Here is a 26,378-nt window from a genome sequence, read left to right on the forward strand (position 1 = left end):
TCGCCACAATTGAGCCGCAGTTGGTCATAGCTGCGCCACGCCAGCGCCTCCTTGGAGCTTTTTAATAACACTCAAACGGGCCACAACAGAACAGGCCCACACGAGTAAGAAAAGCCGCTAAGGAGCAGAACAATGAAAAAAGTAGTGATGGCCGTCGCCCTGGGTTCTCTGATTGCCACCGGAGCCCACGCTAAGGAACAGAACGAATCCAATTTGACTCCGGCCAAGCAGGCCTCAGTCTTTACCGGCTCTGCAATTGCCGGTGCAGCATTGGGTGGGCCCGTTGGCTTTATCGCCGGAGCACTCGGCGGAGCCTGGCTCGGAGAGCAGATCAAGCAAGCAGACGAGGCAGATATGCTGGCAACACAACTGACAGAGAGCCGTGCAGAGCTCAGCAACCTGGCACAGCAATTGGATGCGGCTCAACTGTCCGCGAACGACGCCAGCCAACTGGCCCTGGATTCACTGCAATTCCAAATGCTGTTTACCACTGGGGAGGACGAGCTTCAGGAGGGCCAAATGCACCAGCTGAGTGCCATGGCTGACTTCCTAAAGCGCCACCCCCACCTGCAAATTCACCTGGAGGGACACGCAGATCCTCGCGGCAGCGACGGCTACAACAATGTACTGTCCGATCAACGCGCCCTGAGTGTGGAAGAGGCTTTGGTATCACTTGGAGTTGATGCCTCAAGAATCAGCCGCAGCGCACTCGGCTCCACCTATTCCCAGGCAGCCCGAGGCGATGTAGACGCCTACGCCATGGAGCGCCGCGTCGACATCCGCTTCTCCCTTCCGGAGTCCATGGCGGGAAACTTCTGAGTCAAAGGGGCACGGCGGACAACAAATCCGCATATCCTTTCGCCTTCAAGCCGCACTACATAAGCGTGGGTGGATCGCAAATCCACTCACGCAACTCCAAGCTGATAGAAACCCTGTTGTATTTGCGGGCGCCTTGCGCCCGCCTTTTTGCCTAACCCCTGCAACTTCGTGCATGATTCTCCGCCAGAAAGGAATTAAGTCGGGATTTGTCATGAGTGCAACCATCGCCATTGTCGAAGATGAACGCGCTATCGCAGAAAACTACCGCGATGCTCTGCGCCGCCACGGTTACCGGGTCGATTTATACAGCGCCAGGATTGAGGCCATGGATGCTTTTCGCCAGCGGCTGCCAGACCTGGCCGTGATCGATGTTGGCCTGGGCAGCGAGGTGGAGGGCGGTTTTGAGCTCTGCCGGGAATTGCGCGCTATGGCGCCGAGCCTGCCAATATTATTTCTCACCGCCAGGGACTCAGAGCTGGATATTATTTCCGGACTGCGCCTGGGCGCTGATGATTACCTCACCAAGGATATCTCCCTACCCCATATGCAGGCGCGAATTAACGCCCTACTGCGCCGCGTTAGCGTGCTGCGAGATCAAAACGATGAAGGCGAGAGCTTAACTCAGGGAAAGCTATGGCTGGATATTTCCAGGCTCCACTGCCACTGGGATGAGCAACCCGTGGACTTAACCGTGACCGAATTCTGGATTGTCCACGCCCTGGCAAAAAGGCCTGGCCACGTTAAATCCCGCAGCCAACTAATGGAAGCAGCCCGCGTAGTGCTGGATGACAACACCATCACCTCTCACGTCAAAAGAATCAGGCGCAAATTCCAGGCGCTGGACACCGAGTTTAATGCCATAGGAACCGCCTACGGCATGGGGTATCGCTGGCAGCTGTAAACCGCCATCGGGCGAACAATTTCAAAAATTTAAGTATGAACCTACGCCGCCAACTCTTGCTCGTCAGCCTTGTCGCACTCACCCTGCCCTGGGCCGGCTGCCAGTACCTCCACCAGGTGGACGCCGCCCTAGCACAAGGCCAGATCCAGGCAATTGAAGCAACTGCGGCGGCAATTGCCGCACGCTTGGCCAGTGCCCCCCAGCTTATCGCCCCGGACCCTCAGCGCCTATCGCGCCCACCAGGCGCTCAGCTCTACCTGAATCCCCTATCTCAAGCTCCGAGAGTCGACGGCTATGGCGATGAGTGGCGAGCGCAGCAACTTGAGCCCAGAACCCTTGAGGACGGGCAGCTATCCCCTATGGCCCAGGTGACGCTGGGGCAACTGGATAAGCAAATCTACCTGCTTCTCACTGTTTCAGACTCAACCCCCGCCTATCGGGACCCCCGCACAGGCCTAATCACTGGAGGCGACACCGTAGAGCTGTTTACCGCTGAACAGCACTACATCCTGCCCGTCGCCAGCCAGGGGGCCGCCAGCGCCTTGTGGCACAACCCTAGAGAGGGCCGCTACGAGCGCGAGCTGCGTTTCAGGGGCCGATGGACTACTTCTGGTGCCGGTTACCAATTGGAGCTGGCTCTGCCACAAACCCTAACCGGTGGAGCCCTCGCTATCCGCATTCACGACAGGGCAAACAGCAGTGGCTCCTCACCGACTCGCAGCGCCAGCACACTTCCGACAGATGGCCACCCAGGACGCCTGGTGAGCCCTCTGCCAAACCTTCAGAAAGAGCTCGACCACTTTGCGCGCCCTGGACTACGCCTCGCAGTAGTGGACAGCGAGGGGTTTCTTCTTGCCAGCAACGGGCAACTACAGCTGGCAGATTCCGAGAGCAATTCGTGGCTGAGAGACTGGGCTTATCGCAAATTGCTTTCCAGAGAGGATTTGCCACAGCTGCCGGAAAATAGCTTGCCTCTTCCGACGCCTGACAGCCGTGGCACCCGGGAGCAATGGTATTCAGGACCGCTGCAATCCCGAATTGGTGCGGTGAGTGTGCCCGTTATCACCCGGGTCGACGAAGTGGTTGAGCGGCCACTTCTGGGGCAAGTCGTCGTCCTGCAATCTGGCGAAGCGATGCAATCAGTCACCGAGGGAGCAGCCCACCGGTTGTGGTTGATCAGCTGCGCCGCGGCCGCTATCGCCCTGCTCTTCCTTTTGGGCTACGCCAGCTGGCTTTCCTGGCGCGTGCGCAAGCTACACCAGGCCGCCCGCAACGCAGTAGATTCCAGCGGCAAACTGCGCGGCAACTTTCCCCATTCAAAGGCAAGCGATGAACTGGGAGACCTAAACCGGGCCTTCGCCAGCCTGCTCGCAGAACTGGACCAATATCACCAGTACCTGCGCACTCTCGCCAGTAAGTTGTCACACGAGCTACGCACACCGCTGGCAGTGGTTCGCTCATCCCTGGATAACCTCTCCGCCGGAGAACTCGACGACCACAGCCGCCGCTATGCAGAGCGGGCTATGGATGGCAGTGCAAGGCTGTCGGGGATTCTCAACAGTCTATCCGCAGCCAGCAATCTTGAAACCAGCATCCACCAAGCGGAGCGGGAGCCTTTCGACCTGGCAGACCTGCTTGAAGTCATGACACAGTGCTATGGCGATGCTCACAGCGAACACCAATTTACTCTGAACAAACCCACTGGGGAGCTAGCCTGCCACGGCGCACCGGAGTTGTTGGCTCAACTACTGGACAAGCTGGTGGATAACGCTTGCAGCTTCGCCCCCCAAGGCAGTGAAATTTGCCTGTCAGTGGCAACAAACAGAGATATGTACCTGATCACAGTAGGCAATGACGGCCCTCTGCTCCCGGAAGGTTACGCTCACAAGCTATTTGACTCTCTCGTTTCTGTGCGCAGTCAAGGCGATAATGCCGGCCACCTGGGGCTGGGACTGCATATCGCCAAACTGATCGCAGACTTCCACGGAGGCTCCCTAAAAGCCCGAAACCGCAGCGACGGCAGCGGTGTAGAGTTCAGCCTGGAGTTGCCGACCGGGTAACCGCCGTTGTGGATTGACAACATATCTGCACCGAGACGCCCGCTATGGTTGACAAACAACCAACTGTGGGGATAATGTCGCGTCCCGATCGGGCCCCAGGGCCTGTTAGTTACAGATTTATAGATTCCAGACAGGAGCAACCGGTGGCCAACTCACCTCAAGCGAAGAAACGCGCGCGCCAGAACGACAAGCGCCGCATGCACAACGCCAGTCTGCGCTCCATGGTGCGCACCTACATCAAGAAGGTAGTTGCGGCCATCGATGCCGGCGATGCGGAAAAAGCAAAAACTGCGTACGCAGAAGCAGTTCCCGTTATTGACCGTATGGCAGACAAAGGCATTATTCACAAGAATAAAGCCGCTCGTCATAAGAGCCGTCTGAACGCTCAGATCAAAGCTCTGGCCGCCTAATCCCTTAGGCAGCAGACACAAAAAAGCCCCGCATTGCGGGGCTTTTTTGTATTCGAAACTTGCCAATTCAGAGCAGGATCAGGTTATCGCGGTGAATCAATTCATCGTCATCCCGATACCCTAAAAGGTCGGCAAACTTCTCCGATGACTGCCCCAGAATCCGACCACTCTCACTACTGTCATAATTGACCAGGCCCCGCGCTATCTCGCGACCTTCAGCATTCCTGCAAGACACCAGATCTCCGCGCCTGAAATGCCCTTCAACAGCGGTAACCCCCACCGGCAACAAACTGCTACCACTCCCAGTCATAGCTGCCTCGGCACCGGCATCCACTAACAGGGTTCCGCGCACCTGTAACTGTCCAGCGAGCCAGCGCTTACGCGCCGCCAGGGGGTCCGCTTCTGGCAGCAACAGGGTACCCAACTGCTCGCCGGCACAGACTTTATCTATCACCGCCTCCAGGGCGCCGCCAGCGATCACTGTGCGAGCTCCTGAGCGCGCTGCCAGCTGCGCTGCGCGCACCTTGGTGGTCATACCACCACGACCCAAACCGCTGCGGGAATCCCCCGCCACCTCCAGCAGCTTGGGATCAAGCGCAGATGCCTCACAAATTAATTCTGCTTCAGGGTTATCGCGGGGATCTTCAGTAAACAGCCCATCCGCATCGGTCAAAATCAGCAGCGCATCTGCCTCAACCAGATTTGCAACCAGGGCCGCCAGGGTATCGTTGTCGCCGAAACGTATTTCGTCAGTCACTACCGTGTCATTTTCATTCACGATAGGCACAGCCCCCAGTGACAGGAGCGTGCGCAAGGTGCTGCGAGCATTCAGGTAGCGAGTGCGATTGGAAAGGTCATCGTGATCCAACAGGATCTGAGCGCTGCGAATATCAAAACGGCTAAAAGCCTGCTCATAGACCTGCACAAGGTGGCTCTGCCCTACAGCAGCAGCCGCCTGTAACTGGTGGATAGACTCGGGCCGGCGACACCAGCCCAACCGATCCATTCCGGCCGCAACAGCACCGGATGAAACCAGAACTACTTCGATTCCTTGACGGCGCAAATCAGCCATCTGTGCAACCCAGGCAGAAATGGCAGCGGTATTCACACCTCGACCATTATCTGTCAGAAGGGCGCTACCAATTTTTACCACCCACCGCTGGGCTTTGGTCAACGCCTGCCGGGACACTGTTGCGGAGTCCATGCTTCCCCCTCAGGACAAGATAACTATTGAGCGAGCCAAGCTACTTCAGCAACTGCTCGCTCCATGCCATTTAAGAGCGATACTCGACATCCACATCGTGGTCGTCGTCATCATCCCAATCCTCGTCGTCATCCACCTGCCCCTTGGCAGCTTTGCGTTTGGCGCGATGACTCTCTCTCAACTCTTCGATTCGCTCGCGAGCTTCGCGCTGCATTTGGCGCTGCGCTTCCAGCTCCACCACAGCCAAGTCGGGATCTCGCTCCTCAATTTCCTGACGCTCTTCCAGGTAGTCCATCAAGCGTCCACCGAGGGCATCGGTACCCTCTTTGCGAATAGCTGCCACACGGAACACAGGCCCTTCCCAGCCCAGAGCATCCACTACCGCCTGGCAGCGCTCTTCCAGCTCCGCAGCGGGAACCAAGTCCGTCTTGTTCAATACCAACCAGCGCTCACGCCCGGCCAGGGTAGGGCTAAAGGTGGACAGCTCGTGCTCAATGGCTCGGGCATTCTCCACCGGATCAGAGCCATCAAAGGGAGCCAGGTCAACCAGGTGCAACAAAACACGACAGCGAGTTAAGTGCTTGAGGAAGCGAATCCCCAGGCCCGCCCCTTCGGCTGCACCTTCAATCAGGCCGGGAATATCTGCAATCACAAAGCTGCGATGCTTCTGAACCTGTACCACCCCCAAATTTGGCACCAGGGTAGTAAAGGGGTAGTTGGCCACTTTCGGCTTGGCCGCAGAGACGGCGCGAATAAACGTGGACTTACCCGCATTGGGCAGTCCCAACATGCCTACATCTGCCAGAACTTTTAGCTCGAGCTTGAGGCTGCGCATCTCACCCTCAGTGCCGTGCGTGGTCTGACGCGGCGCACGGTTAGTACTGGATTTGAATCGGGTATTACCCAGGCCGTGGAAGCCCCCCTGGGCCACCAGCTGACGCTCACCGGCTTCGGTCATATCGCCGATAGTCTCGCCGGTATCCGCATCAATGATCGTGGTGCCCACCGGCACCTTAAGGACCAGGTCCTCACCCTTGGCGCCAGTACAGTTACGCCCTCGACCCGGCTGACCACTCTCAGCGGCGTAGCGGGGCTGGTAGCGATAATCCACCAGGGTGTTCAGGGAATCATCAGCTTCCAGGTACACGGAGCCGCCATCGCCGCCGTCACCGCCATCCGGACCACCCTTCTCAACAAATTTTTCCCGGCGAAAGCTCAGGCAGCCATTGCCGCCCTTGCCTGCCTGCACAGAGATGGGCGCCTCATCGACAAACTTCATAATCACTCCACCGTCACAGCGGTTGTCTCATCCGGTGCGCAGATGCGCGCACTATCATCATACCAGCCGACAAGCCGCCTCCTGTGGGCAACTGCCACCCTAACTTCCCGTCGCTGTCTTTTTGCGACTTTTCCAACAAAAAAGCCCCGCAATAGCGGGGCTTTTTATGAAGCTTGGGCTAATGGCCGCTTAAGCAGTTTCGATAGAAACGAACTTGCGGTTGTTGGGGCCCTTAACTTCAAACTTCACAACGCCGTCCGCAGTGGCGAACAGGGTGTGGTCTTTGCCCATACCAACGTTAACACCGGCGTGGAACTTGGTGCCACGCTGACGAACGATGATGTTGCCTGCTGCTACAGACTGGCCGCCAAAGCGCTTCACGCCCAGGCGTTTACTCTCGGAATCGCGACCATTTCGCGTACTACCGCCAGCTTTCTTATGTGCCATGAGTCGTTACTCCTCTCTTATGCCTTGATGCCAGTGATTTTAACTTCGGTGTACCACTGACGGTGGCCCTGGCGCTTCATGGAGTGCTTACGACGACGGAACTTGATGATCTTCACCTTCTCGCCGCGGCCGTGGCTTACCACTTCAGCAGTTACTTTAGCGCCATCTACAATGGGAGCGCCAATGTTGATCTTGTCGCCATCGACAACCATGAACACTTTATCAAAATCGATGGATTCGCCAGTTGCTACTTCCAGCTTCTCCAGGCGAAGTACTTCGCCTTCCTCTACACGGTGTTGCTTGCCACCGCTCTCAAAAACAGCGTACATATTTCTATGCTCCGGTAAGGACGACACGAAGCAGCGGGAGGACCAGTAAGTCACTGCTCCGCATTTCGGGAGCTTGCGCCGTGTGTTTAACATCTATTCGCCAAAAGGCCCGCAGACGACCCAATAGCCGCAAAGAGCCCGCAATTGGCGGGGCGCAGATTCTAATCAATTCGCCGGGTTGATACAATAGCGCCCCTTCGCCTTCCGGCCCCCGGGAGGCCTCTGTCTAGTCGTATAAGGAACTCTCACATGCTGCCTTTTCACCGGGTCGCCGCCGAAGACTTTGCTGCGGTTAACCAGCGCATTCTCGATCAACTGCACTCGGACGTTCCCCTGGTGGAAAATATAGGTCACTACCTGGTCGAAGCCGGGGGCAAGCGCCTGCGCCCACTACTGGTACTGCTTTGTGCCAAAGCTTGCGGCTATCAGGGTGAGAACCATATCGATCTCGCCACAATTATCGAGTTTATTCACACTGCTACCTTACTGCACGATGATGTTGTAGACACCTCTGACATGCGCCGCGGCCGCCTTACCGCCAATGCCAAGTGGGGCAATGCGCCCAGCGTACTCGTGGGAGATTTCCTCTATTCCCGCGCCTTCCAAATGATGGTTGCTCTGGAAGACATGAGCATCATGGCAATACTCTCAGAGACCACCAACACCATCGCAGAGGGTGAAGTACAGCAGCTGGTCAACGCCGGTGATCCCGCAGTAAGCGAAGAGAATTACTTCACCGTTATCCACAAAAAGACCGGCGCACTGTTTGAAGCCGCCTGTGAAACTGCGGCCGTATTAGCCAACTGCTCAAGTGAAGAACAAACTGCACTGAAACTCTACGGCCGACACCTCGGACTCGCCTTCCAGCTGGTTGATGACGCTCTCGATTATCGCGGTAATTCGGAAGAACTGGGTAAAAATGTTGGGGATGACCTGGCTGAGGGCAAACCGACCCTGCCCTTGATCTACACCATGGCCAACGGCAGCAAGGACCAGGCACTGCTGGTAAAAACTGCAATTGAACAGCGCAGTGCGGAAAAGCTCAGTGAAATAGTAGAGGCCATTGAAGCCTGCGGTGCTCTGGACTACACCATGGATCGTGCCCGGGCCGCTGTAGAAGACGCCAAAAAGCAATTGGCCTTTATGCCCGAGAGCGAACAAAAAACCGCCCTGCAGCAATTGGCGAGTTTTGCTATAGAGAGAAACGTCTAGAAGTAAATGCTGCTCGGGCTATATCGATAGCACGGGCAGCGCCGCTACCTTAAGCACAATGCGAAACAACGCAGCTCCCCCCCTCGAGCAGCTACCAAACCTGACCAACCTCCAAGCTTTATTCGTCTCTATTTCCCGCTACCCCTCCAACATTGGGTACGATTGTTCCTCTTGTTATTTCAAGCGCCAACACCAATTCCTCAGGGGCAAAAATAACGAGAAGAATATAATTGGTATGGAGAGATCAGCACATGAGAAGCTCTACTGCGCTTTATCAGCTTAGAAATTACCCGGAAATGTTCTTAAAAAATAACCTGGTGAGGATTACCGGTACAAAAGATACTGGAGTCATGGATTATCAATTCGGGACCTACACCATGGGCATGGGCGCACCTGGTATCGATAGCCCCAATGAAATTTTTGCTTTCCACCGCCAAGGGGTCTTTATCGAAGATCCGCAAACAATCAAGGTCCACCATATTCGTATGATCGATTGGGATGAAGACCTTGCCCTAGATCGCCTTGAGCCCTACCAAATGCGCAGCGGTGCCGACATTATGATTACCGGGCAACTCAGTGACTGCTGTTTCTGTATTGGCGGGCGCAATACGAATATGCCGGCCGTTGCTCATGTTCGCCCAAGGAAAAAACAGGGACTCAATGGCAAGGCCACACACAATGAAATTATCAACCGGGGAAAGTTTAGGTTTTTAGGTAACGTCACAAAATCCCTTGGGCGCTCAACTCTAAAGCCCCACCATCACATCTACACAGACTACGCTTATGTTATTGGAGTACGGGTTAAGAACCAGTGGCAAATCTTCGCTCAACACGTAAAGACCCCCAAAGGCCCCATCCAAGCTGTCACCCGACTCTTATAGTTTCTTCCATAAAACCAGATAAATAACTTTGAGTACCCCCAAACCAAAAAGCCCCGCAGTTGCGGGGCTTTTTAATATTAAAAAACGAGTATCAACCGATAAGCTTAAGCAGCTCCTCTGTTTTCTCCCGCATTAATTCCTCACTTCCCCGGGATTCAACATTCAAGCGAACAACCGGTTCAGTATTTGACATACGCAAATTAAAACGCCACTCGGGGTAAGCGATACTCAACCCATCCACGTGCTCAACGCTGTCAGCTGCAGGTCCATACTTTTCCTCTGCCGCCTTTAACAGTGCTGCAGCATCCTGAACCTTAGAGTTAATCTCTCCCGAACAGGGGAAAGCGGCCATGCGCTCACCAACAAGCTGTGACAGCGATTTACCACTGCGACTTACCAACTCAGCAACCAATAACCATGGAATCATACCGCTATCGCAGTAGGCGAAATCCCGGAAATAATGATGCGCACTCATTTCACCGCCATAAATGGCATCTTCCTTGCGCATGCGCTCTTTAATAAAGGCATGACCGGTTTTACTCTGTACCGGCTCTCCACCAGCAGCGCGGACAATATCCTCGGTATTCCAGAGCAGGCGTGGATCATGAACAACTTTGGCACCGTTGTTTTTTGCCAGGAAAGCTTCTGCCAGCAAGCCAACAACATAGTAACCTTCAATAAAATCACCACTTTCATCGAAGAAAAAGCAGCGATCAAAATCACCATCCCAGGCTATACCAAAATCAGCACCGCTTGCCCGCACTGCCTCGGCAGTAGAATTGCGGTTTTCTGGCAAAATTGGGTTGGGAATACCGTTGGGAAAGTTGCCGTCGGGCTCGTGGTGAACTCGCACAAACTCAAACGGCAGGTGTGGAGCCAGTGCATCAACAACCGCCCCCGCACCACCATTACCCGCATTAACCACCAGTTTTAATGGCTTCAATGCAGTATTATCGATATATCCCAATAAGTGCTGCACAAAATCAGCGCGGTGTTCAAAGCGCTGCAAAGTGCCTCTTTGCTCAACCGGAGCAAAGTTGTTTTCTTTTGCCAAGCGCTTGATATCCAGTAGACCGGTATCACCACTAATTGGACTACTGCCTGCACGCACAAACTTCATGCCGTTGTAGTCCATAGGATTGTGACTAGCAGTAACACAAATACCGCCGTCAAAGTCCCCGTGGAAATTGGCAAAGTAGACCTCTTCTGTACCGCACTCGCCGATATGGAAAACATCGGCACCCGCATCTCGCAATCCATTGACCAACGCATCTGTCAGCTCGCCACTGGTAAGCCGAATATCATGCCCAACAACTACTCGACGAGCATTCAGGAACTGGGCAAAGGCACGCCCCACTCGATATGCAACATCGGTATTAAGTTCATCGGGTACACGGCCGCGGAGGTCATAAGCCTTAAAGCAAGTCAGCTCACTCACTTGCTTTTCTCCTCAGCAGCCTGCTCTGGCAAATACACATTTTCGTAAACGTGGTTAGTTGCATCAATAAAGCCTTCTACAGAACCACAGTCAAAGCGGCGACCTTTGAAGGCATAGGCTAATACACAGCCCTGCTGAGCTTGCGCCATCAGCGCATCGGTAATTTGAACCTCACCATTTTTGCCTGGAGGAGTATCTCGGATCAGATCAAAGATATCCGGTGTCAGGATATAACGACCAATAATCGCCATATTACTGGGGGCATCTTCCGCTGCAGGCTTCTCAACCATATCGGTGACTTGGTACAGACCAGGCTTAATCTCATTACCACCGATTACACCAAATTTATGGATTTGCTCCTTCGGTACTTCCTCTACCGCAACAATACTGCAGCGAAATTGCTTATAAAGCTGAACCATTTGCCCCAAAACACCCATATCTTCATTTAGACACAGATCATCAGCCAACACGACGGCAAACGGCTCATCACCAACCAGACGATGACCTTGCAAAATAGCGTCACCTAGGCCTCTCATTTCGCCCTGACGCGTATAAGAAAAGCTCGCCTTATCGATCACTTTGCGCACTGAGTCCAGGTAACGTTCTTTACCGGTACCGGCGATCTGGTGTTCCAGCTCAAAGTTGGTATCAAAGTGATCCTCAATCGCGCGCTTGCCTCGTCCTGTGACAAAACCGATCTCAGTCAGCCCTGCCTCTATAGCCTCTTCAACGCCGTACTGAACCAATGGCTTATTCACCAGCGGTAACATTTCTTTCGGCATTGCCTTAGTGGCAGGAAGAAAACGAGTGCCGTAGCCGGCAACAGGGAATAGGCATTTCTTGAGCATTCTGCTCCCCCAATCAATTTAAAACAGCGCACCCCCGGCGCAGGGCAGGCAACTTATCATAGCCTCGCGACGCGAGCACTTACACTCGATAACATTAAACTCAGCCCAAAATGTGAATTCCCCGAGGATAAACACCAAAACTATACGAATATGTTGAGGAATTAATACGCTAAATAGGTGGGATTTGTGAAGACAATTCTCACGCCAGTCACAAAAAGCGCCTTGACCGACTGGACAAGCAACACAGACCCCTTAGAATGCCCGCTCTTGCAAAAGTGTCCAATCTCAATTGCATAACCACCCACTAACGGGGAAATGATGAGTAATTTTGTACAAAAAAGTGAGTATACCAGAGAGGAGCTCCTGACTTGCTCCCGTGGCGAGATGTTTGGCCCGGGCAACGCCCAGTTGCCGGCTCCCAATATGTTGATGCTCGATCGTATCACCCATATATCCAAGGAAGGTGGTGCTTTCGGTAAGGGAGAATTGATCGCCGAGCTCGACATTCACCCCGACCTATGGTTCTTCGACTGCCATTTTCCCGGCGATCCCGTAATGCCCGGCTGCCTCGGCCTGGATGCTATGTGGCAATTATTGGGTTATTTCCTGGCCTGGAAAGGCAACCCCGGCCGCGGTCGCGCTCTGGGCTGTGGGGAAGTTAAATTTACAGGCCAAATTCTCCCCACCAGCAAAAAGGTGACTTACCATATCCAGATGAGCCGGATTGTTGAGCGCAGGCTTGTTATGGGTATTGGCGACGGCAGTGTCTCTGTGGATGGAAGAGAAATTTACACAGCAAAGGATCTTCGCGTAGGCTTATTTACTCGTACGGACAATTTTTAAACTCGTTTAAGACTAATACCGGTAGAAACCATCAGTCCTCTGCCGACAAGCTATGCTGGAGATCACTATGCGTCGGGTCGTCATTACCGGAATGGGTATCACTTCCTGTATCGGTACCAACACTAAAGAAGTCACCGAGTCACTGAAAACTGGTCGAAGCGGCATCCGCTTTCAAGAAGAGTATAAGGAGCTCGGCCTGCGCAGCCATGTGGCTGGGCCTGTGGACATCGATTTCAAAGAGCATATCGATCGCAAGCAACTTCGCTTTATGGGCGACGCTGCAGCCTATGCGTACATTGCCATGCGTGAGGCAATCGAGATGTCGGGCCTGCAGGAGGAGCAGATATCTAATCCGCGCACGGGTATTGTGATGGGCTCTGGCGGCACATCCACTCAGCAGATTATTGATGCTGCACATACTCTGAAGGAAAAAGGTGTTCGCCGTGTGGGCGCCTACCGCGTGCCCCAGGTAATGAACAGCACCGTTTCCGCATGCTTAGCCACTCCCTTCAAGATCAAAGGGGTGAACTACAGTATTTCTTCCGCTTGTGCTACTAGTGCCCACTGTATCGGAAACGGAGCTGAGCTTATCCAGATGGGTAAGCAGGATGTAGTGTTTGCTGGCGGTGGTGAGGAACTTGCCTGGAGTTTGACTCACTTGTTTGACGCTATGGGCGCCCTCTCAAGCAAATATAACGATACTCCGACAAAAGCATCACGCCCCTACGATGCCGATCGCGATGGCTTTGTGATCGCCGGTGGTGGTGGCTGTCTGGTGCTCGAAGAAATGGAACACGCCGTGGCTCGCGGTGCGACCATCTATGCGGAGCTGACCGGTTACGGCGCAACTTCCGATGGTTACGATATGGTTGCCCCAAGCGGTGAAGGCGCCACCCGCTGCATGCAGCAGGCTCTGGCCGGAATGGACGGCAAAGGCCTGCAGGGTAGCGTGGATTATATCAATACCCACGGCACCTCTACGCCTGTAGGCGATGTCGCCGAATTGAAGGCCATGCGCGAAGTCTTCGGGGATACCGTTCCGGCATTCGCCTCTACCAAATCTCTGACAGGCCACTCTCTGGGAGCTGCAGGAGTTCAGGAGGCCATTTACAGCCTGCTGATGATGCAGAATAACTTTATTGCTGCGTCAGCCAATGTAGAGAACCTCGACCCCGCTGCGGAAGGCATGGACCTTGTCCGCCAGCTGCGTGAGACTGAAGTCAAACGGGCTATGTCCAATAGCTTTGGCTTTGGCGGAACTAATGCCTGCCTGATTTTCGATAAAATCTAATCGAAATAAAAAGGGCGCCTCGCGGCGCCCTTTTTATTGACTGCGCAACAGAAACCAAACTATTCCGGAGTCGCGTGCAGGCGCTCCAACCACAGCTCAACCTGGCGTGTCAGTCCCTGTCTCCAGCTCCGCTGCTGAACACCAAAGACATCCCGCAGCTTGCCACATGAAAGTACTATGCTACGATCTCGCTTCTCAGCCTCATCCCCTAATGAAGTAAATTGCGCAAAGCGCTCTTCATCGTAAAAAGCCTGGGCGCGCTCGACCACCTCCAGGGCAAACTCCATCGCTGTGCAGCTATCAGAACTACCGTAGTGATAAACGCCTCCTGCCTTGGCCCCGCTAGCGAGCTGCTGGGCAACCGCCACTGCGACACGAGCCATATCCACCACTGTTACTGGGTTGCCGCTGTTCCTTCCATCCAGGGCTAAAGGCTCCCCAGACACAAAGTTGCGTAAAATCCGCCCTAACAAGGCATCCTGACCACTATCCACCATCCAGCCAAAACGCAAAATCGTCAGGTTTTGCAGCCCATTAAAGGCATCTTCGCAAGCCAGCCATTCGCGTCCACTCGGGGACTGCGGTTCTGCGGGCTCATCCTCGTCATAGCGGCGGCGCTCACCACCAGAAAAAACTTGGTAGGATGAGAGGTGAATAATATGTTCACAGGGTGCAGCACAAAGCCGCTTACTCACCAGCAGCGACTCCGGCATGCCTCGATTGTCGGCACAGGCGGAGGCATTAATCACAATTGAGCCCGGTCTCAATTGATCGATTTCCCCGGGGGTCAACTGCTGTATGCGAAAGCCTGCGCGCTGCAGTCTTTTTTGCAGCGCGCCATCAATCTCATTACCAGCTGTGATAATGGCGACGGTATCCGGCATATAACCTGTATTCAATTCAGACACTGGTAAATCCAGTTCTTAGAACGGGATATCGTCATCAAAGCTATTATCGAAACCACCGGCAGGACCTTGGTTCGGCTGTTGCTGGGGCTGCTGGTTAGCTGGTGCCATCGGTGAGGGAGCGGTACGCCCCTGCCCGTATGCCTCCTGGCCGCCCTGCTGCTGGTAGCCACCCTGGAAACCGCCGCCCTGTTGGTCAAAACCGCTGGAACCACCCATCGGCTGGCCGCCACCCATTTGGCCACCTGCGGCTGCGCCCATTCCAGCGCCACCCATACCCTGACCAAAGCCGCCCTGCTCACCGCGACCGTCCAGCATCTGCATTTCGCTGGCAACGATTTCAGTGGTGTAGCGGTCCTGGCCGGAATTCTTATCCTGCCACTTACGGGTGCGTAGAGAGCCCTCTACATAAACTTTGGCCCCCTTGCGCAGGTACTCACCGGCGATCTCAGCCAGGCGGTTAAAAAATACTACGCGATGCCACTCAGTGCGCTCCTGCTGCTGGCCAGTCTGCTTGTCTTTCCAGCTCTCACTGGTAGCCAGGCTGATGTTGGTAACAGCACCGCCACTCGGCATATATTTGGTTTCCGGGTCATTCCCCAGATTACCGATCAGAATTACTTTATTAATACCCCTGGCCATGGCCCTCTCCTCTCGTCAACCCGGGCTCCACCCGGGGCAATAAACTATTTAAACAATCAATTAATCTATCAAGTGTTATGAAATACCGTCAGTGCTGCATTGCACCATCGGTAAATATTGTATTTTTATCCAGTAGGATACAATAGCGGCTCAGTGTTAGTAAGCGCTACCTTCACGCTCTCTCGCGCAAACCCCACCACAGCAACATCCATAGCAGCAGCACCGCCAAGCCCAGAGCAGCAACTGCGGAAGCGCCCCCCAGACCGAACAGCAGGCCACCCAGGCTACCGCCGACAAAGGTGCCAAAGAACTGTAAAGTCGCATAGAGCCCCGTAGCTGCACCTCTCGCTTCCGCCGGAGCCTTCCTGGTTAGCTGCGCTGGCAACAGGGCTTCAAGCAGGTTGAAACCGGTGAAGAACACTGCCAGCAAGACTACCAGCACCCAGGTGCTTGCAGACAACAAGGCCGCACTGCCACCGATCAAAGCTAAACAAGCAAAATTAAGCGCAAAAGGCACCCGATCACTTTTCTCTGCTGCCCTCATCATTGGCAACATCACCAGGAAGGTGCCGAGCATTAGTGGCCCATACAGTTTCCAGTGTTCGCTCGCCGGCCAATCCAATCTATCGACTAGCACTAGTGGCAAGGCGACGAACAATGCCGTGAGCAACAAGTGGGAGAAAAAGGCCCCAGAAACCAAGCGCCAAACAAGACCGCTTTTAACTACCGTACGAAAACCACTGCCATAAACGGCCGGCCGCCGAGCCGCCTCTGGCGTCGGCACCAGGCGCCAAACCAACAGTCCACCCAGCAGTGCTAATCCAGCAGTGACCCAGAAAATTGCCGGCAAGCCGCCCACACCGGCCAGCGCCGGCCCCAGGATCACCGCCAGCATAAATGCGACGCCAATAGACGCTCCGATAATCGCCATCGCAATACCGCGCTTTTCATCGCGGGTTAAGTCGGCAACCAGCGCCATCACAGCAGCGGCAATAGCACCACAACCTTGCAGTACCCGCCCCACAATAAGGCCGTAAACCGAATCTGTCAGCGCAGCGATGACACTGCCCAGAGCAAACAGTGCAAGGCCGGTATAAATAACCGGCTTGCGCCCCCAGCGATCGGACAGGAGCCCAAGAGGAATTTGGAGAATCGCCTGACTCAGGCCATAGGCACCCATTGCCAGCCCCAGCAGCATGGGCGTGCTATCGCGATAGCCCTCGCCGTACACAGTGAGAACCGGCAAGACCATAAACAGGCCCAGCATACGAAAGACATATAGGGAAGCCAGCCCACCCAGGGCGCGGCGCTCAATGGAATTCATGCAAATCCCGGAACAGCATCAAATAGGGCGCGCATTGTACAGTGAGCCGCCTCCCGGCTGTAGGGGAAACAGCACAACTTTTATCCACAGCTAGTTACGACCGTACTCATCATCGAGGCGGACAATGTCATCCTCCCCGAGGTAACTGCCGGATTGCACCTCAATCAGCTCCAAGGGAATCGTACCGGGGTTCTCCAAACGGTGCACCACCCCCAGCGGGATATAAGTCGATTGGTTCTCGGTTATCAGGACCTCTTCTTCACCCCGGGTAACTTTCGCAGTTCCCTGCACCACAACCCAGTGTTCAGCGCGGTGGTGATGCATCTGCAGGGATAGCTGCTGGCCCGGCTTCACCACAATACGCTTCACCTGAAAGCGTGGACCCGCATCAATCGAGTCGTAGTAGCCCCAGGGCCTATATACCTTGCGGTGCCTTTGGGCCTCACTGCGGCCAGTGCTCTTGAGGTTACTGACCAGTTTTTTGACTTCCTGGACCCGCTGCCGGTCTGCGATCAGAAGCGCGTCGTCAGTATCGACAACCACCAGGTCGGATACACCGAGAAGGCTGACCAACCGGCTCTCACCACGCACCAGGCAGCGCTGGGAGTCTTCTAGCAACACATCACCCTGGAGCAAATTGTCATTGGCATCGCGTTTTGCCAACTCCCACAGCCCCTGCCAGGAGCCCACATCGCTCCAACCAGCATCCATCGGCACAACCGCAGCGGACTCAGTCGGCTCCATTACTGCGTAATCCACAGACTCATCTGCGCAGGCTGCAAAGGCCTCTCTATCCACCCGGGTAAAATCCAGGTCTCTAGCAGCACTCTGATAGGCACTGCGGCAGGCTGTGAGAATATCTGCACGGTAACGCTCCAACTCCTCCAGATAGCGGGAGGCGCGGAACAGGAACATGCCACTGTTCCAGGAGTATTCCCCGGATGCCAGGTAAGATTCAGCGGTTTCAGTGTCCGGCTTTTCGACGAACTCCGCCACTTTCCAAGCAGTTTCCGCCAATTTATCCCCGCGCCGAATGTAGCCGTAGCCGGTCTCCACCCGGGTCGGCACAATACCAAAGGTGACCAGATGCCCCTGCTCAGCCAGGGCTCGGGCCGACTCTACAGACTCCTGAAAATTTGCCTCGTCGGAAACGGCGTGGTCTGCCGGTAATACCAGCAGCAAAGGGTCAGCTCCTGACTCCAGTGCTGCCAGGGCAGCCAGGGCAATAGCCGGTGCAGTATTGCGCGCGCAGGGCTCCAGCAAAATGGACTGAGCACCGTGGCCGATTTCCTGCAATTGCTCGGCAGCGGCAAAACGATGCTCTTCATTGCATACCAGGATCGGCGCCTGTAATGGCTCAATGCCCTCCAGGCGCCTTACGGTTGCCTGTAACATCGTTTCACCACCGATAAGGGGTAAGAACTGTTTGGGGTAGGCCTCGCGCGAGAGTGGCCACAGGCGCGAGCCAGTGCCACCACAGAGAATCACAGGAATCATCGAATGCTATCTGCCTGAATGTCGGGTATTGCGAAAGACAATTTTCGCACATCAGGTGGCGAGTTTATACTTGACTGTTTTTCCGGCACCGCAGTTGTGATCGCCCCGCGCGGAGCAAGTCCGAGGCCCGGCCCAGTATTAGCAGCATATAGGTAGAGCGTGGACACGATTTATGTAAGGGGTGCTCGCACCCACAACCTGAAGAATATCGATCTGGACATTCCCCGCGATAAACTGATCGTTATCACCGGCCTGTCCGGTTCCGGCAAATCTTCCCTGGCCTTTGACACCCTCTACGCAGAGGGGCAGCGCCGCTACGTGGAATCACTCTCCACCTACGCCCGTCAATTCCTGTCGATGATGGAAAAGCCGGATGTGGATACCGTCGAGGGACTATCACCGGCTATTTCAATCGAGCAGAAGTCCACCTCTCACAACCCCCGCTCCACTGTGGGCACCATCACAGAGATCTATGACTACCTGCGGCTGCTATTTGCCCGGGTTGGAGAACCCCGCTGCCCCGAGCACGACGAACCCCTGCAAGCCCAGACGATCAGCCAGATGGTTGATCAGGTGCTGGCTTTACCGGAAGGCAGCAAAATTATGTTGCTGGCGCCGGTAATTCGCGATCGAAAAGGTGAGCACCAGCACGTGTTTGAACAACTGCGCCGGGACGGGTTTGTACGGGCACGGATCGACGGGGTTATCTGTGACCTGGACGACACCCCCAAGCTGGATAAGCGCCGCAAACACACCATTGAAGTGGTGGTAGACCGCTTTAAGGTGCGTGAGGACCTGCAACTGCGTTTGGCGGAATCCTTCGAAACCGCTCTGAATCTCACCGACGGTATCGCCTCCATCAGTTTTATGGATGGAGACCAAGAAGATCGCCTCTTCTCTGCCCGCCACGCCTGCCCCGTCTGTGACTACTCACTAGATGAGCTGGAACCGCGCCTGTTTTCCTTCAACAATCCCGCCGGCGCCTGCCCCAGCTGTGACGGCCTGGGCGTTAAACAGTTCTTCGATGAAGACAAGGTAATTATCGATTCGGAAAGCAGTATTTCCGAGGGCGCCATTCGCGGTTGGGACAGACGCAATATTTACTATTATCACATGCTCGACTCCCTCGCCGAGCACTACGGTTTCGATCTGGATAAGCCTTGGAAAAAATTACGCAAAGCCCACCGCAAGGTTATCCTGCAGGGCAGTGGCGACGAAGAGATAGACTTCAGCTACGTCAATGATCGCGGCGATGTCACCGTGCGCCAGCACACCTTCGAGGGCATTATCCCCAACTTCCAACGCCGCTATCGGGATACCGAGTCCCAATCGGTACGGGAGGAGTTAGCCAAGTATCTGAGCACCCAAAAATGCCCAGAGTGCCACGGTACCCGCCTGCGCCGCGAGGCCCGTCATGTCTTTGTGGATAACCGCACCCTGGCGCAAATTACTGAGCTGCCTGTAGGCGATGCGTTCGAGTACTTCGACCACGAGCTGGCTTTTAAAGGCGCTCAGAAAGAGATTGCCGATAAGATTCTCAAAGAGCTCCGCGATCGATTCCGCTTCCTCGTTGATGTTGGCCTGAATTACCTGACCCTGAACCGCAGTGCAGAAACCCTTTCCGGCGGCGAAGCACAGCGCATCCGTCTCGCCAGCCAGATCGGAGCCGGCCTCGTGGGCGTAATGTATATTCTCGACGAGCCCTCTATCGGCCTACACCAGCGAGACAACGAACGTCTGCTCAACACCCTCACCCACCTGCGCGATATCGGCAACACGGTTATTGTGGTGGAGCACGATGAGGATGCCATTCGCAGTGCCGACTTTATTGTCGATATTGGCCCCGGTGCCGGTGTCCATGGCGGAGAAGTCGTGGCAGCGGGTACTGCCGATAAAATTGCCAAATGCAAGAAATCCTTAACCGGTCAGTACCTCTCCGGCAAAAAGAAAATTGCCGTACCGGAAGAACGCTACGTACCCGACTCGGACTATTTGTTGCGCCTCGAAGGGGCCAGTGGAAATAATTTACAGGACGTCGATCTGGAGATCCCAGTAGGATTATTTACCTGTGTAACCGGTGTATCCGGCTCTGGTAAGTCCACCCTGATTAATACAACACTCTATCCACTTGCCGCCACTGCACTTAACAAAGCAACAACTCTTAAGGCCTCTCCCTATAAAGAAGTACACGGCCTGGAGCACTTCGACAAATGCGTGGATATTGATCAGAGTCCTATCGGGCGCACTCCTCGCTCAAACCCAGCAACTTATACCGGTATTTTTACCCCAATTCGCGACTTGTTTGCCGGCACCCAAGAAGCCCGCTCAAGAGGCTATAAACCTGGACGCTTCAGCTTTAACGTCAAGGGTGGGCGCTGTGAAGCCTGCCAGGGCGACGGGGTGATTAAGGTGGAAATGCACTTCTTGCCGGATGTCTATGTACCCTGCGATACCTGTCACGGCAAGCGCTACAACCGCGAGACCCTGGAAGTGCATTACAAGGGCAAGAATATCCACGAAGTATTGGAAATGACCGTGGAAGATGCACGGGAATTCTTTGACCCTGTGCCCGCAATCGCGAAGAAGTTGCAAACCCTAATGGATGTCGGCCTCTCATATATCAAGCTGGGCCAGGCTGCCACCACTCTCTCAGGTGGTGAAGCCCAACGGGTAAAACTCTCCCGCGAGCTATCCAAACGAGACACTGGGCAAACCCTGTACATCCTCGACGAACCGACTACCGGCCTGCACTTTGCCGATATCCAATTACTGCTGGATGTTCTGCATCGCCTGCGCGATCACGGCAATACCATCGTAGTGATCGAACACAATCTGGACGTGATCAAAACTGCAGACTGGATTGTAGACCTGGGCCCGGAGGGTGGCTCTGGCGGCGGGCAAATTATTGCCACGGGGACACCTGAGGATGTTGCAGAAATGGACATTTCCCATACCGGGCGCTTTCTAAAAACCATGCTGAACTAATTGAATAGGAAGGGATGCCAATCTATAGATCGGCATCCTTTCTTGCTCAATTCACTTGAAAATAACTAGTAGGTAGGTGCGACAAGATATGAAGTTATTTAATCGCGACCGCTTAAACTCAGTGATCGCAGTAAGTGCAATTATGATTTCTCTGGCATCCTTCTATGCCACCTATTTACAAGCCAGAGCCGCCAATCAACAAGTCAAAATAATGACAATGCCTGTTATTCAGTTCAGCCATGGCAACTATGACGAGGAGAGCAATCAAAGCAAAATTACATTTGGCTTTCGCAATGCTGGGGCCGGCCCTGCCATCCTAAAATCCGTTAGCTTTAAATATAAAAATGTAGAATACTCAAGCACCCATGATTTTTTGCGCGCCTGCTGTCAGGAAGAGCATAAAATGATGAAAAATAAATTTAATAGAAACTATAAAAATCACCACCCACCCCTTGACGAAGGCTTTCAAAGCTCTTCAGAAATAAATGAAGTTATCATTCCCTCACAGTCGGAGTACCCTTTCTATTCTTTAAGTCGTGGCACTGCAACTTCTGAACTATGGGAAAAAATTAATCAAGAAAGATGGAACCTTTCAATTTCCGCCTGCTTCTGCTCCCCACTGGGAAATTGCTATGAATCAAATTCAAAGAAAATCTCTATGGAAGTAAATCATTGCCCTGACAATTAACCACTTTAATAGGCAGATTCTTAGCGTTAAAACCCATTCAAAATATATTACAGGCAGGATGCCACAGTGAACATTGATATCAACTGCGATCTGGGTGAAGGTGCTGATTTACACAGCTGTGACAGGGACGCCCAAATCATGCCGTTTATTTCCCGTTGCAATATAGCTTGCGGCGGTCACGCTGGCACTCCCGAGATCATGGGTAGATCAATCGAAAACGCCCTAAAAAATAGTTTAAAAATCGGCGCGCACCCCAGCTACCCCGACAGGGAAAATTTTGGCCGCAAATCTCTAGTTATTCCTCAAAATAAATTACTCGACTCTCTTTGCGCACAAGTAAACCAACTAGAAAATATCGCGCGCAGCCTAGGAGCAACTTTAGACCATATTAAACTACATGGCGCTCTTTACAATGATACAGAGTCAAACAGAGAACTCGCTAAAAGTATTATTACCCTACTCGACAAAGAATACCCTTCACTGAAAATTATTGGGTTAGCCAACGCTGCCATGCAGTTCGCTGCTGCCAAACAAAATAAAACATTTATTCGCGAAGGATTTATGGACAGGCAGTACCTCAGCAATAACCAACTAGCTCCACGCTCAATGGCGGGTGCTGTTATTGCTGAGACAGAACAGTGCTTAGAGCAGGCTATCTGCTTGGCAAAGGGCTTAGAATTTAACGATTATCATGGTGAAAAATTACAATTCTCTGTGGATACCATCTGCCTCCACGGCGATAATCCCCAAGCGCCCATTATCGCCAGACAACTTAATCAACACCTCAATGCAAACGGCGTGAGTATAGCTCGGTGACACACCCTGCCCCCCATATACCACTAGCTATTACCATTAACGGAGATTGTGCAGTAGATATCCGCTTTTCCGGCAAACCATGCAAAGCTCTTAGCCGGACAATTATCGGTTTGAGAGCGGCTCTATTAAATGAAGTGCATCCAGGTATCATTGATATCATTCCTGCATACCAGTGCTTAACTGTTATTTTCAATCCCTCCCTATGGGATCACAAAACCTTATACCAATTACTCACTAAAACTACCGAGGACTTTCTAAACAACCCTGCCCCCTTCACCAGTAGACCACGTATAGTGCGTATTCCCGTATGCTACGAAGAAGGCTTTTCTCCAGACCTTGAGGCATTATCAGAACATACCAAATTATCGTCACAGGAAATCATCAAACGACATACCGCTCAACGTTACTTAGTGCATATGTTGGGCTTTACTCCAGGCTTCTTATACCTTGGCGGACTTGACCCAAAGCTATATTGCCCCAGAAAAGAAACTCCCCGAACCAGAATTCCCGCAGGCGCTGTCGGGATAGGTGGAGAACAAACAGGCATCTACCCACAAGCTACACCGGGGGGATGGCAAATTATTGGCCAGACACCCCTTAGTCTTTTTCAACCTGCGGAACCCTCCCCATTTATCGCTGCACCTTTAGATGAAATTGAATTTTATGCAATAAATTCTCAGCAATTTCATATACTCTCGCAGAGTACTAAAAGTAGTTCACCCTAAAAAGGAGGGTCTATGGGAATTCACTTTCTTCGAGCAGGGCTACAGACAAGTATTCAGGACCTGGGTCGTCCAGGCATGATGCACTGTGGAATTCCATGGGGAGGTGCTGCCGACCCACTATCGATGAAAATAGCCAACCTGTTATTAGGAAACCCCTTAGGGCACCCAACCTTTGAGATCACCCTGCTCGGTCCTAGAATCGAATTCCTCTGCAATCTCACTATCGCTATAGCCGGAGGCCAATTCAGAGGCTCCTTAAATAACGAGTCAATTGATAATTTCCGAACCTATAGGGTTAAGCCTGGTGATATTTTGGATATAGCTCAAGCTATTTCCGGTGCAAGAACCTACCTTGCGATTTCTGCCAAGATAGACGCACCCAATATCTTAGGTAGCTCTGCAACTCACGTTATAAGTAAATTTGGCGCAAATAGTGGCAAACCGATCACATCTAACGAAGTCATCCACTTTAAAGAAGTCCACACCGCAAAAGAATCTGTACTAAATAAAAGGTTTCACCTTCACTACTCACATAATTCAAAGCTACGGCTAGTGGCTGGACCAGAGAGCAATTTATTTTCCAAGAAATTTATTGAACACTTTTACGGCTCAACCTATCTGGTTTCTACCCAAAGCAATCGTATGGGCATTTGTCTATCCACTAAAAACAATTCTACAATTCATAAAATTACAAACGGAAAGACACAACTATCATCAGCAGGACTCTATCCCGGCAGTATTCAAGTACCACCCGATGCCAATCCTATTATTTCCTTTATTGAGGGACAGACTATTGGCGGGTACCCCCGAATAGGCCATATTATAAAATCGGAACTTCATCGCCTGGGCCAGCTGGCCCCAAAAAACAAAATCACATTTCAAGAAATAAGCATTGAAGAATCGCGTGAAATTTTCAAAAAGAAACAAGACCTAATTAAAAAACTCCAACAGAGCCTGAATCTTAATCATAGGGAGGCACTATCCCTTTAATACAAGCATAAACATTATCAGATACAGAACTATTTAATGCTCAAAAATAACAGCATAAAGTAGAGAATAAAAATTACGCCAAAATAGACAAAATAATTTTATTAAAAATTTAAATGGAATATTTTTGGACAAAAAAAGAAAAAATATTACAGAAATTCTGTGACCGGCAAGTTTCCCCTCATATCTTTCTAGACCAAAACATCATTATTAACTAACCTCATTGGGTTTTACCCAAACAGCGATTTGGACTAGCGTGCAAGTTGATTATCTATAGGGAGCAAATAACCTCCAAACAATTATTGCAGGATCAACAAAGCACACTCCAAAGAGAAAACACACAATACCTTAAGGGGATTAATAATGATAAAAATTCTCCGTGGTTTTATTTCAATACTCTTAGCGAGTTCTCTACTTATCACAGCGCATGCAAATGCAGAACCGGGTGATTACAACTTCTGGACTACCCTAAAGCATTTGTTTGATCCACCCAATGCCGATGCGCCAGTCACCTCGCAGCAAGCTGAGGGGATGTATCCACTAACTATGGACGATCCCAGTTTTAATGATGATTTTGATCCTGGCGACTACAACACCTGGCAAAAAATTGATGTACCTACCAGTACAGGTGCCATGTGTGGGAATGGATCACCCTATAAGTTCTTTGTTCACCGTGTTCCAGATACCAGTAACACCATTTTCTATTTCGAGGGTGGTGGGGCATGCTGGGACTATGAAAGCTGCTCAGGACAAGCTGGTATTCGCGGGGCTCGCAACCCCAATGGCATTCCCGATGATTACCTAAGCAATGTGCACTTGTTAGATTTTACAAATTTCGAGAATCTTACTACCGCTGGCGTATCCCCTTTGATTTATACACATCATCCCTACGACCAGTATAAAACTGGCGAGTGGAATATGGTTTACGTGCCATACTGCACTGGGGATATCTACGTAGGCGATAAAACTGAAATATACGAGGACACTACTGGCGAGAACCCCGACCTTATCTGGCACCACAATGGATTACGCAACGTTCAGGCAGTTACTTCCTGGGTGAAAAATAATTTGCAAAAACCGAAGCAGATGCTCGCTGCAGGTTGTAGTGCAGGCAGTATTGGTGCCCTGTTTAATTATTCAAAATTGCGCGAGGATATGAATGTCGATTATGGCTATCTCCTCGATGATTCAGGCCCTCTCTATCAGGCACCTTTAGACGGGAGTGACAGCACCCAATATCCCTCATTACCGCTACATAAAGAAGTGCTGCGCTCTTGGACTACCTATACCGCCGATAGCGATGAAAGCTCGGAAAACCCCATCACTATGTTAAAAGCCATAACACCGGGATTCGAAGCCAATCAGCTAGCCTCACTTTATGCTGCGCTTTCCAATAAATTCCCTTCAGATCGATTGGGTATTACGCACTTTCTTGCTGACGGGAATTTTTCATCGTACTCCTACGAGAGATTTTATGAGGATATTTATAATGATCCCAATGCAGACTCCCGTTTAAATAAATTGCGACAGCGCTGGCAGAAAGATACCCATGAAAATTTGATTCCACTGCTGGATCAAACTAGTAACTGGGGCTATTACTTCCCGATGTTCCGCAACTTGAACGAGAGCCACTGCACAACCATTATCGATTTAAACTATGGTGAGATTGCCGAGCACGGGCTTGAATTAAAAGATTTCCTCGACAACATCGTCAATCATAACGGTGGAGGAATGATTCGGGCATACGAAACCGATGAGGTTTCAGATTATGAGGACAATAGTAACTGGTTCTATGATCTGATCGGCTTGTTTATGTAATTAAAATGTCCCCAGCGCTGCCGGTAACT

Annotated in this window: 24 protein-coding genes; 14 read left to right on the forward strand and 10 right to left on the reverse strand. The window is 52.5% G+C overall.

Translation table 11 applies throughout. The features are described from left to right. The first annotated feature begins 132 nt into the window (after nucleotides 1–132). From ACJJI6_RS13950 to rpsT, 4 genes are all read left to right on the forward strand, one after another. On the forward strand, nucleotides 133–819 hold the full coding sequence (locus ACJJI6_RS13950; protein WP_108731695.1) for an OmpA family protein: 687 nt from the start codon (nucleotides 133–135) through the stop codon (nucleotides 817–819). A 211-nt stretch (nucleotides 820–1,030) separates the two neighbouring features. Next, complete coding sequence (pdsR, locus tag ACJJI6_RS13955; RefSeq protein ID WP_108735148.1) at nucleotides 1,031–1,720, forward strand: proteobacterial dedicated sortase system response regulator; 690 nt, start codon at nucleotides 1,031–1,033, stop codon at nucleotides 1,718–1,720. A 35-nt stretch (nucleotides 1,721–1,755) separates the two neighbouring features. Further along, on the forward strand, nucleotides 1,756–3,780 hold the full coding sequence (locus ACJJI6_RS13960; RefSeq protein ID WP_475710919.1) for an ATP-binding protein: 2,025 nt from the start codon (nucleotides 1,756–1,758) through the stop codon (nucleotides 3,778–3,780). A gap of 143 nt (nucleotides 3,781–3,923) precedes the next feature. Continuing rightward, the gene (gene rpsT / locus ACJJI6_RS13965) at nucleotides 3,924–4,190 is read left to right on the forward strand and encodes a 30S ribosomal protein S20 (RefSeq protein ID WP_108731693.1); all 267 of its coding nucleotides are present in this window, start codon (nucleotides 3,924–3,926) and stop codon (nucleotides 4,188–4,190) included. A 67-nt stretch (nucleotides 4,191–4,257) separates the two neighbouring features. Here rpsT and proB read toward each other — a convergent pair whose 3' ends face one another. The 4 genes from proB to rplU form a co-directional block, all read right to left on the reverse strand. After that, nucleotides 4,258–5,394, reverse strand: a complete 1,137-nt coding sequence (proB, locus tag ACJJI6_RS13970) for a glutamate 5-kinase (RefSeq protein ID WP_475710920.1) — start codon at nucleotides 5,392–5,394, stop codon at nucleotides 4,258–4,260. A 70-nt stretch (nucleotides 5,395–5,464) separates the two neighbouring features. After that, nucleotides 5,465–6,673, reverse strand: coding sequence for an Obg family GTPase CgtA (gene cgtA / locus ACJJI6_RS13975; protein ID WP_475710922.1), 1,209 nt, complete (start codon nucleotides 6,671–6,673; stop codon nucleotides 5,465–5,467). Between the two features lie 189 nt (nucleotides 6,674–6,862). Then, entirely contained in the window at nucleotides 6,863–7,120 is a 258-nt protein-coding gene (gene rpmA, locus ACJJI6_RS13980; RefSeq protein WP_073277572.1) for a 50S ribosomal protein L27, read from the reverse strand. Nucleotides 7,121–7,137: 17 nt separating this feature from the next. Beyond that, nucleotides 7,138–7,449 carry a 50S ribosomal protein L21 gene (gene rplU / locus ACJJI6_RS13985; protein WP_413664299.1) on the reverse strand — a complete coding sequence of 104 codons (312 nt, stop codon included), beginning with the start codon at nucleotides 7,447–7,449 and terminating at the stop codon, nucleotides 7,138–7,140. A 249-nt stretch (nucleotides 7,450–7,698) separates the two neighbouring features. Between rplU and ispB the strand changes: the two genes are divergently transcribed. Further along, nucleotides 7,699–8,661, forward strand: coding sequence for an octaprenyl diphosphate synthase (gene ispB, locus ACJJI6_RS13990; RefSeq protein WP_444895268.1), 963 nt, complete (start codon nucleotides 7,699–7,701; stop codon nucleotides 8,659–8,661). A 251-nt stretch (nucleotides 8,662–8,912) separates the two neighbouring features. Beyond that, complete coding sequence (locus ACJJI6_RS13995) at nucleotides 8,913–9,542, forward strand: hypothetical protein (RefSeq protein ID WP_475710924.1); 630 nt, start codon at nucleotides 8,913–8,915, stop codon at nucleotides 9,540–9,542. Nucleotides 9,543–9,633: 91 nt separating this feature from the next. Here the strand turns inward: ACJJI6_RS13995 and ACJJI6_RS14000 are convergent, their stop codons facing one another. Both ACJJI6_RS14000 and galU read right to left on the reverse strand, forming a co-directional pair. Beyond that, nucleotides 9,634–10,980: a phosphohexomutase domain-containing protein gene (locus ACJJI6_RS14000; RefSeq protein WP_475710926.1), complete on the reverse strand. Its 1,347-nt coding sequence runs from the start codon at nucleotides 10,978–10,980 to the stop codon at nucleotides 9,634–9,636. Continuing rightward, entirely contained in the window at nucleotides 10,977–11,828 is an 852-nt protein-coding gene (gene galU / locus ACJJI6_RS14005; RefSeq protein WP_444914821.1) for a UTP--glucose-1-phosphate uridylyltransferase GalU, read from the reverse strand. Before galU ends, ACJJI6_RS14000 begins: the two co-directional genes overlap by 4 nt. Before the next feature lie 318 nt (nucleotides 11,829–12,146). Here galU and fabA point away from each other — a divergent pair, with 318 nt between their 5' ends. Continuing rightward, nucleotides 12,147–12,671 carry a 3-hydroxyacyl-[acyl-carrier-protein] dehydratase FabA gene (gene fabA / locus ACJJI6_RS14010; RefSeq protein WP_108731685.1) on the forward strand — a complete coding sequence of 175 codons (525 nt, stop codon included), beginning with the start codon at nucleotides 12,147–12,149 and terminating at the stop codon, nucleotides 12,669–12,671. Nucleotides 12,672–12,738: 67 nt separating this feature from the next. Next, nucleotides 12,739–13,962 (forward strand): beta-ketoacyl-ACP synthase I, encoded by a 1,224-nt coding sequence (gene fabB / locus ACJJI6_RS14015; RefSeq protein ID WP_413664294.1) that lies wholly within the window; start codon nucleotides 12,739–12,741, stop codon nucleotides 13,960–13,962. A gap of 59 nt (nucleotides 13,963–14,021) precedes the next feature. Here the strand turns inward: fabB and ACJJI6_RS14020 are convergent, their stop codons facing one another. From ACJJI6_RS14020 to ACJJI6_RS14035, 4 genes are all read right to left on the reverse strand, one after another. Next, on the reverse strand, nucleotides 14,022–14,870 hold the full coding sequence (locus ACJJI6_RS14020; RefSeq protein ID WP_445363127.1) for a sugar nucleotide-binding protein: 849 nt from the start codon (nucleotides 14,868–14,870) through the stop codon (nucleotides 14,022–14,024). A gap of 15 nt (nucleotides 14,871–14,885) precedes the next feature. Next, nucleotides 14,886–15,509 (reverse strand): single-stranded DNA-binding protein, encoded by a 624-nt coding sequence (ssb, locus tag ACJJI6_RS14025; RefSeq protein ID WP_282934376.1) that lies wholly within the window; start codon nucleotides 15,507–15,509, stop codon nucleotides 14,886–14,888. Between the two features lie 172 nt (nucleotides 15,510–15,681). Beyond that, entirely contained in the window at nucleotides 15,682–16,833 is a 1,152-nt protein-coding gene (locus tag ACJJI6_RS14030) for an MFS transporter (protein WP_444934820.1), read from the reverse strand. A gap of 90 nt (nucleotides 16,834–16,923) precedes the next feature. Next, a complete protein-coding gene (locus ACJJI6_RS14035; protein WP_475710927.1) occupies nucleotides 16,924–18,330 on the reverse strand; it encodes a mannose-1-phosphate guanylyltransferase/mannose-6-phosphate isomerase in 1,407 nt (468 codons plus the stop codon). 159 nt (nucleotides 18,331–18,489) lie between these two features. Between ACJJI6_RS14035 and uvrA the strand changes: the two genes are divergently transcribed. The 6 genes from uvrA to ACJJI6_RS14065 all read left to right on the forward strand — a co-directional run bounded on the left by uvrA (nucleotide 18,490) and on the right by ACJJI6_RS14065 (nucleotide 26,349). Beyond that, nucleotides 18,490–21,315, forward strand: coding sequence for an excinuclease ABC subunit UvrA (gene uvrA, locus ACJJI6_RS14040; protein WP_475710929.1), 2,826 nt, complete (start codon nucleotides 18,490–18,492; stop codon nucleotides 21,313–21,315). Nucleotides 21,316–21,403: 88 nt separating this feature from the next. Continuing rightward, nucleotides 21,404–22,003: a hypothetical protein gene (locus ACJJI6_RS14045; protein WP_475710931.1), complete on the forward strand. Its 600-nt coding sequence runs from the start codon at nucleotides 21,404–21,406 to the stop codon at nucleotides 22,001–22,003. 66 nt (nucleotides 22,004–22,069) lie between these two features. Beyond that, the gene (pxpA, locus tag ACJJI6_RS14050) at nucleotides 22,070–22,819 is read left to right on the forward strand and encodes a 5-oxoprolinase subunit PxpA (protein WP_444892720.1); all 750 of its coding nucleotides are present in this window, start codon (nucleotides 22,070–22,072) and stop codon (nucleotides 22,817–22,819) included. Next, nucleotides 22,816–23,544: a 5-oxoprolinase subunit PxpB gene (pxpB, locus tag ACJJI6_RS14055; RefSeq protein WP_475710933.1), complete on the forward strand. Its 729-nt coding sequence runs from the start codon at nucleotides 22,816–22,818 to the stop codon at nucleotides 23,542–23,544. The genes pxpA and pxpB overlap by 4 nt, the downstream gene beginning before the upstream one ends. Nucleotides 23,545–23,556: 12 nt before the next feature. After that, the gene (locus tag ACJJI6_RS14060) at nucleotides 23,557–24,534 is read left to right on the forward strand and encodes a 5-oxoprolinase subunit C family protein (protein ID WP_475710935.1); all 978 of its coding nucleotides are present in this window, start codon (nucleotides 23,557–23,559) and stop codon (nucleotides 24,532–24,534) included. A gap of 360 nt (nucleotides 24,535–24,894) precedes the next feature. Then, a complete protein-coding gene (locus ACJJI6_RS14065; protein ID WP_445355120.1) occupies nucleotides 24,895–26,349 on the forward strand; it encodes a pectin acetylesterase-family hydrolase in 1,455 nt (484 codons plus the stop codon). The last annotated feature ends 29 nt before the right edge of the window (nucleotides 26,350–26,378 follow it).

It is taken from the genome of Microbulbifer maximicatervae (SeqCode), from assembly GCF_056232625.1.

Coding starts and splice junctions, on each gene's coding strand:
- ACJJI6_RS13950 (WP_108731695.1), top strand. CDS start 133: ATGAAAAAAGTAGTGATGGCCGTCGCCCTGGGTTCTCTGATTGCCACC.
- pdsR (WP_108735148.1), top strand. CDS start 1,031: ATGAGTGCAACCATCGCCATTGTCGAAGATGAACGCGCTATCGCAGAA.
- ACJJI6_RS13960 (WP_475710919.1), top strand. CDS start 1,756: ATGAACCTACGCCGCCAACTCTTGCTCGTCAGCCTTGTCGCACTCACC.
- proB (WP_475710920.1), bottom strand. CDS start 5,394: ATGGACTCCGCAACAGTGTCCCGGCAGGCGTTGACCAAAGCCCAGCGG.
- cgtA (WP_475710922.1), bottom strand. CDS start 6,673: ATGAAGTTTGTCGATGAGGCGCCCATCTCTGTGCAGGCAGGCAAGGGC.
- rpmA (WP_073277572.1), bottom strand. CDS start 7,120: ATGGCACATAAGAAAGCTGGCGGTAGTACGCGAAATGGTCGCGATTCC.
- rplU (WP_413664299.1), bottom strand. CDS start 7,449: ATGTACGCTGTTTTTGAGAGCGGTGGCAAGCAACACCGTGTAGAGGAA.
- ispB (WP_444895268.1), top strand. CDS start 7,699: ATGCTGCCTTTTCACCGGGTCGCCGCCGAAGACTTTGCTGCGGTTAAC.
- ACJJI6_RS13995 (WP_475710924.1), top strand. CDS start 8,913: ATGAGAAGCTCTACTGCGCTTTATCAGCTTAGAAATTACCCGGAAATG.
- galU (WP_444914821.1), bottom strand. CDS start 11,828: ATGCTCAAGAAATGCCTATTCCCTGTTGCCGGCTACGGCACTCGTTTT.
- fabA (WP_108731685.1), top strand. CDS start 12,147: ATGAGTAATTTTGTACAAAAAAGTGAGTATACCAGAGAGGAGCTCCTG.
- fabB (WP_413664294.1), top strand. CDS start 12,739: ATGCGTCGGGTCGTCATTACCGGAATGGGTATCACTTCCTGTATCGGT.
- ssb (WP_282934376.1), bottom strand. CDS start 15,509: ATGGCCAGGGGTATTAATAAAGTAATTCTGATCGGTAATCTGGGGAAT.
- ACJJI6_RS14030 (WP_444934820.1), bottom strand. CDS start 16,833: ATGAATTCCATTGAGCGCCGCGCCCTGGGTGGGCTGGCTTCCCTATAT.
- ACJJI6_RS14035 (WP_475710927.1), bottom strand. CDS start 18,330: ATGATTCCTGTGATTCTCTGTGGTGGCACTGGCTCGCGCCTGTGGCCA.
- ACJJI6_RS14045 (WP_475710931.1), top strand. CDS start 21,404: ATGAAGTTATTTAATCGCGACCGCTTAAACTCAGTGATCGCAGTAAGT.
- ACJJI6_RS14060 (WP_475710935.1), top strand. CDS start 23,557: ATGGGAATTCACTTTCTTCGAGCAGGGCTACAGACAAGTATTCAGGAC.
- ACJJI6_RS14065 (WP_445355120.1), top strand. CDS start 24,895: ATGATAAAAATTCTCCGTGGTTTTATTTCAATACTCTTAGCGAGTTCT.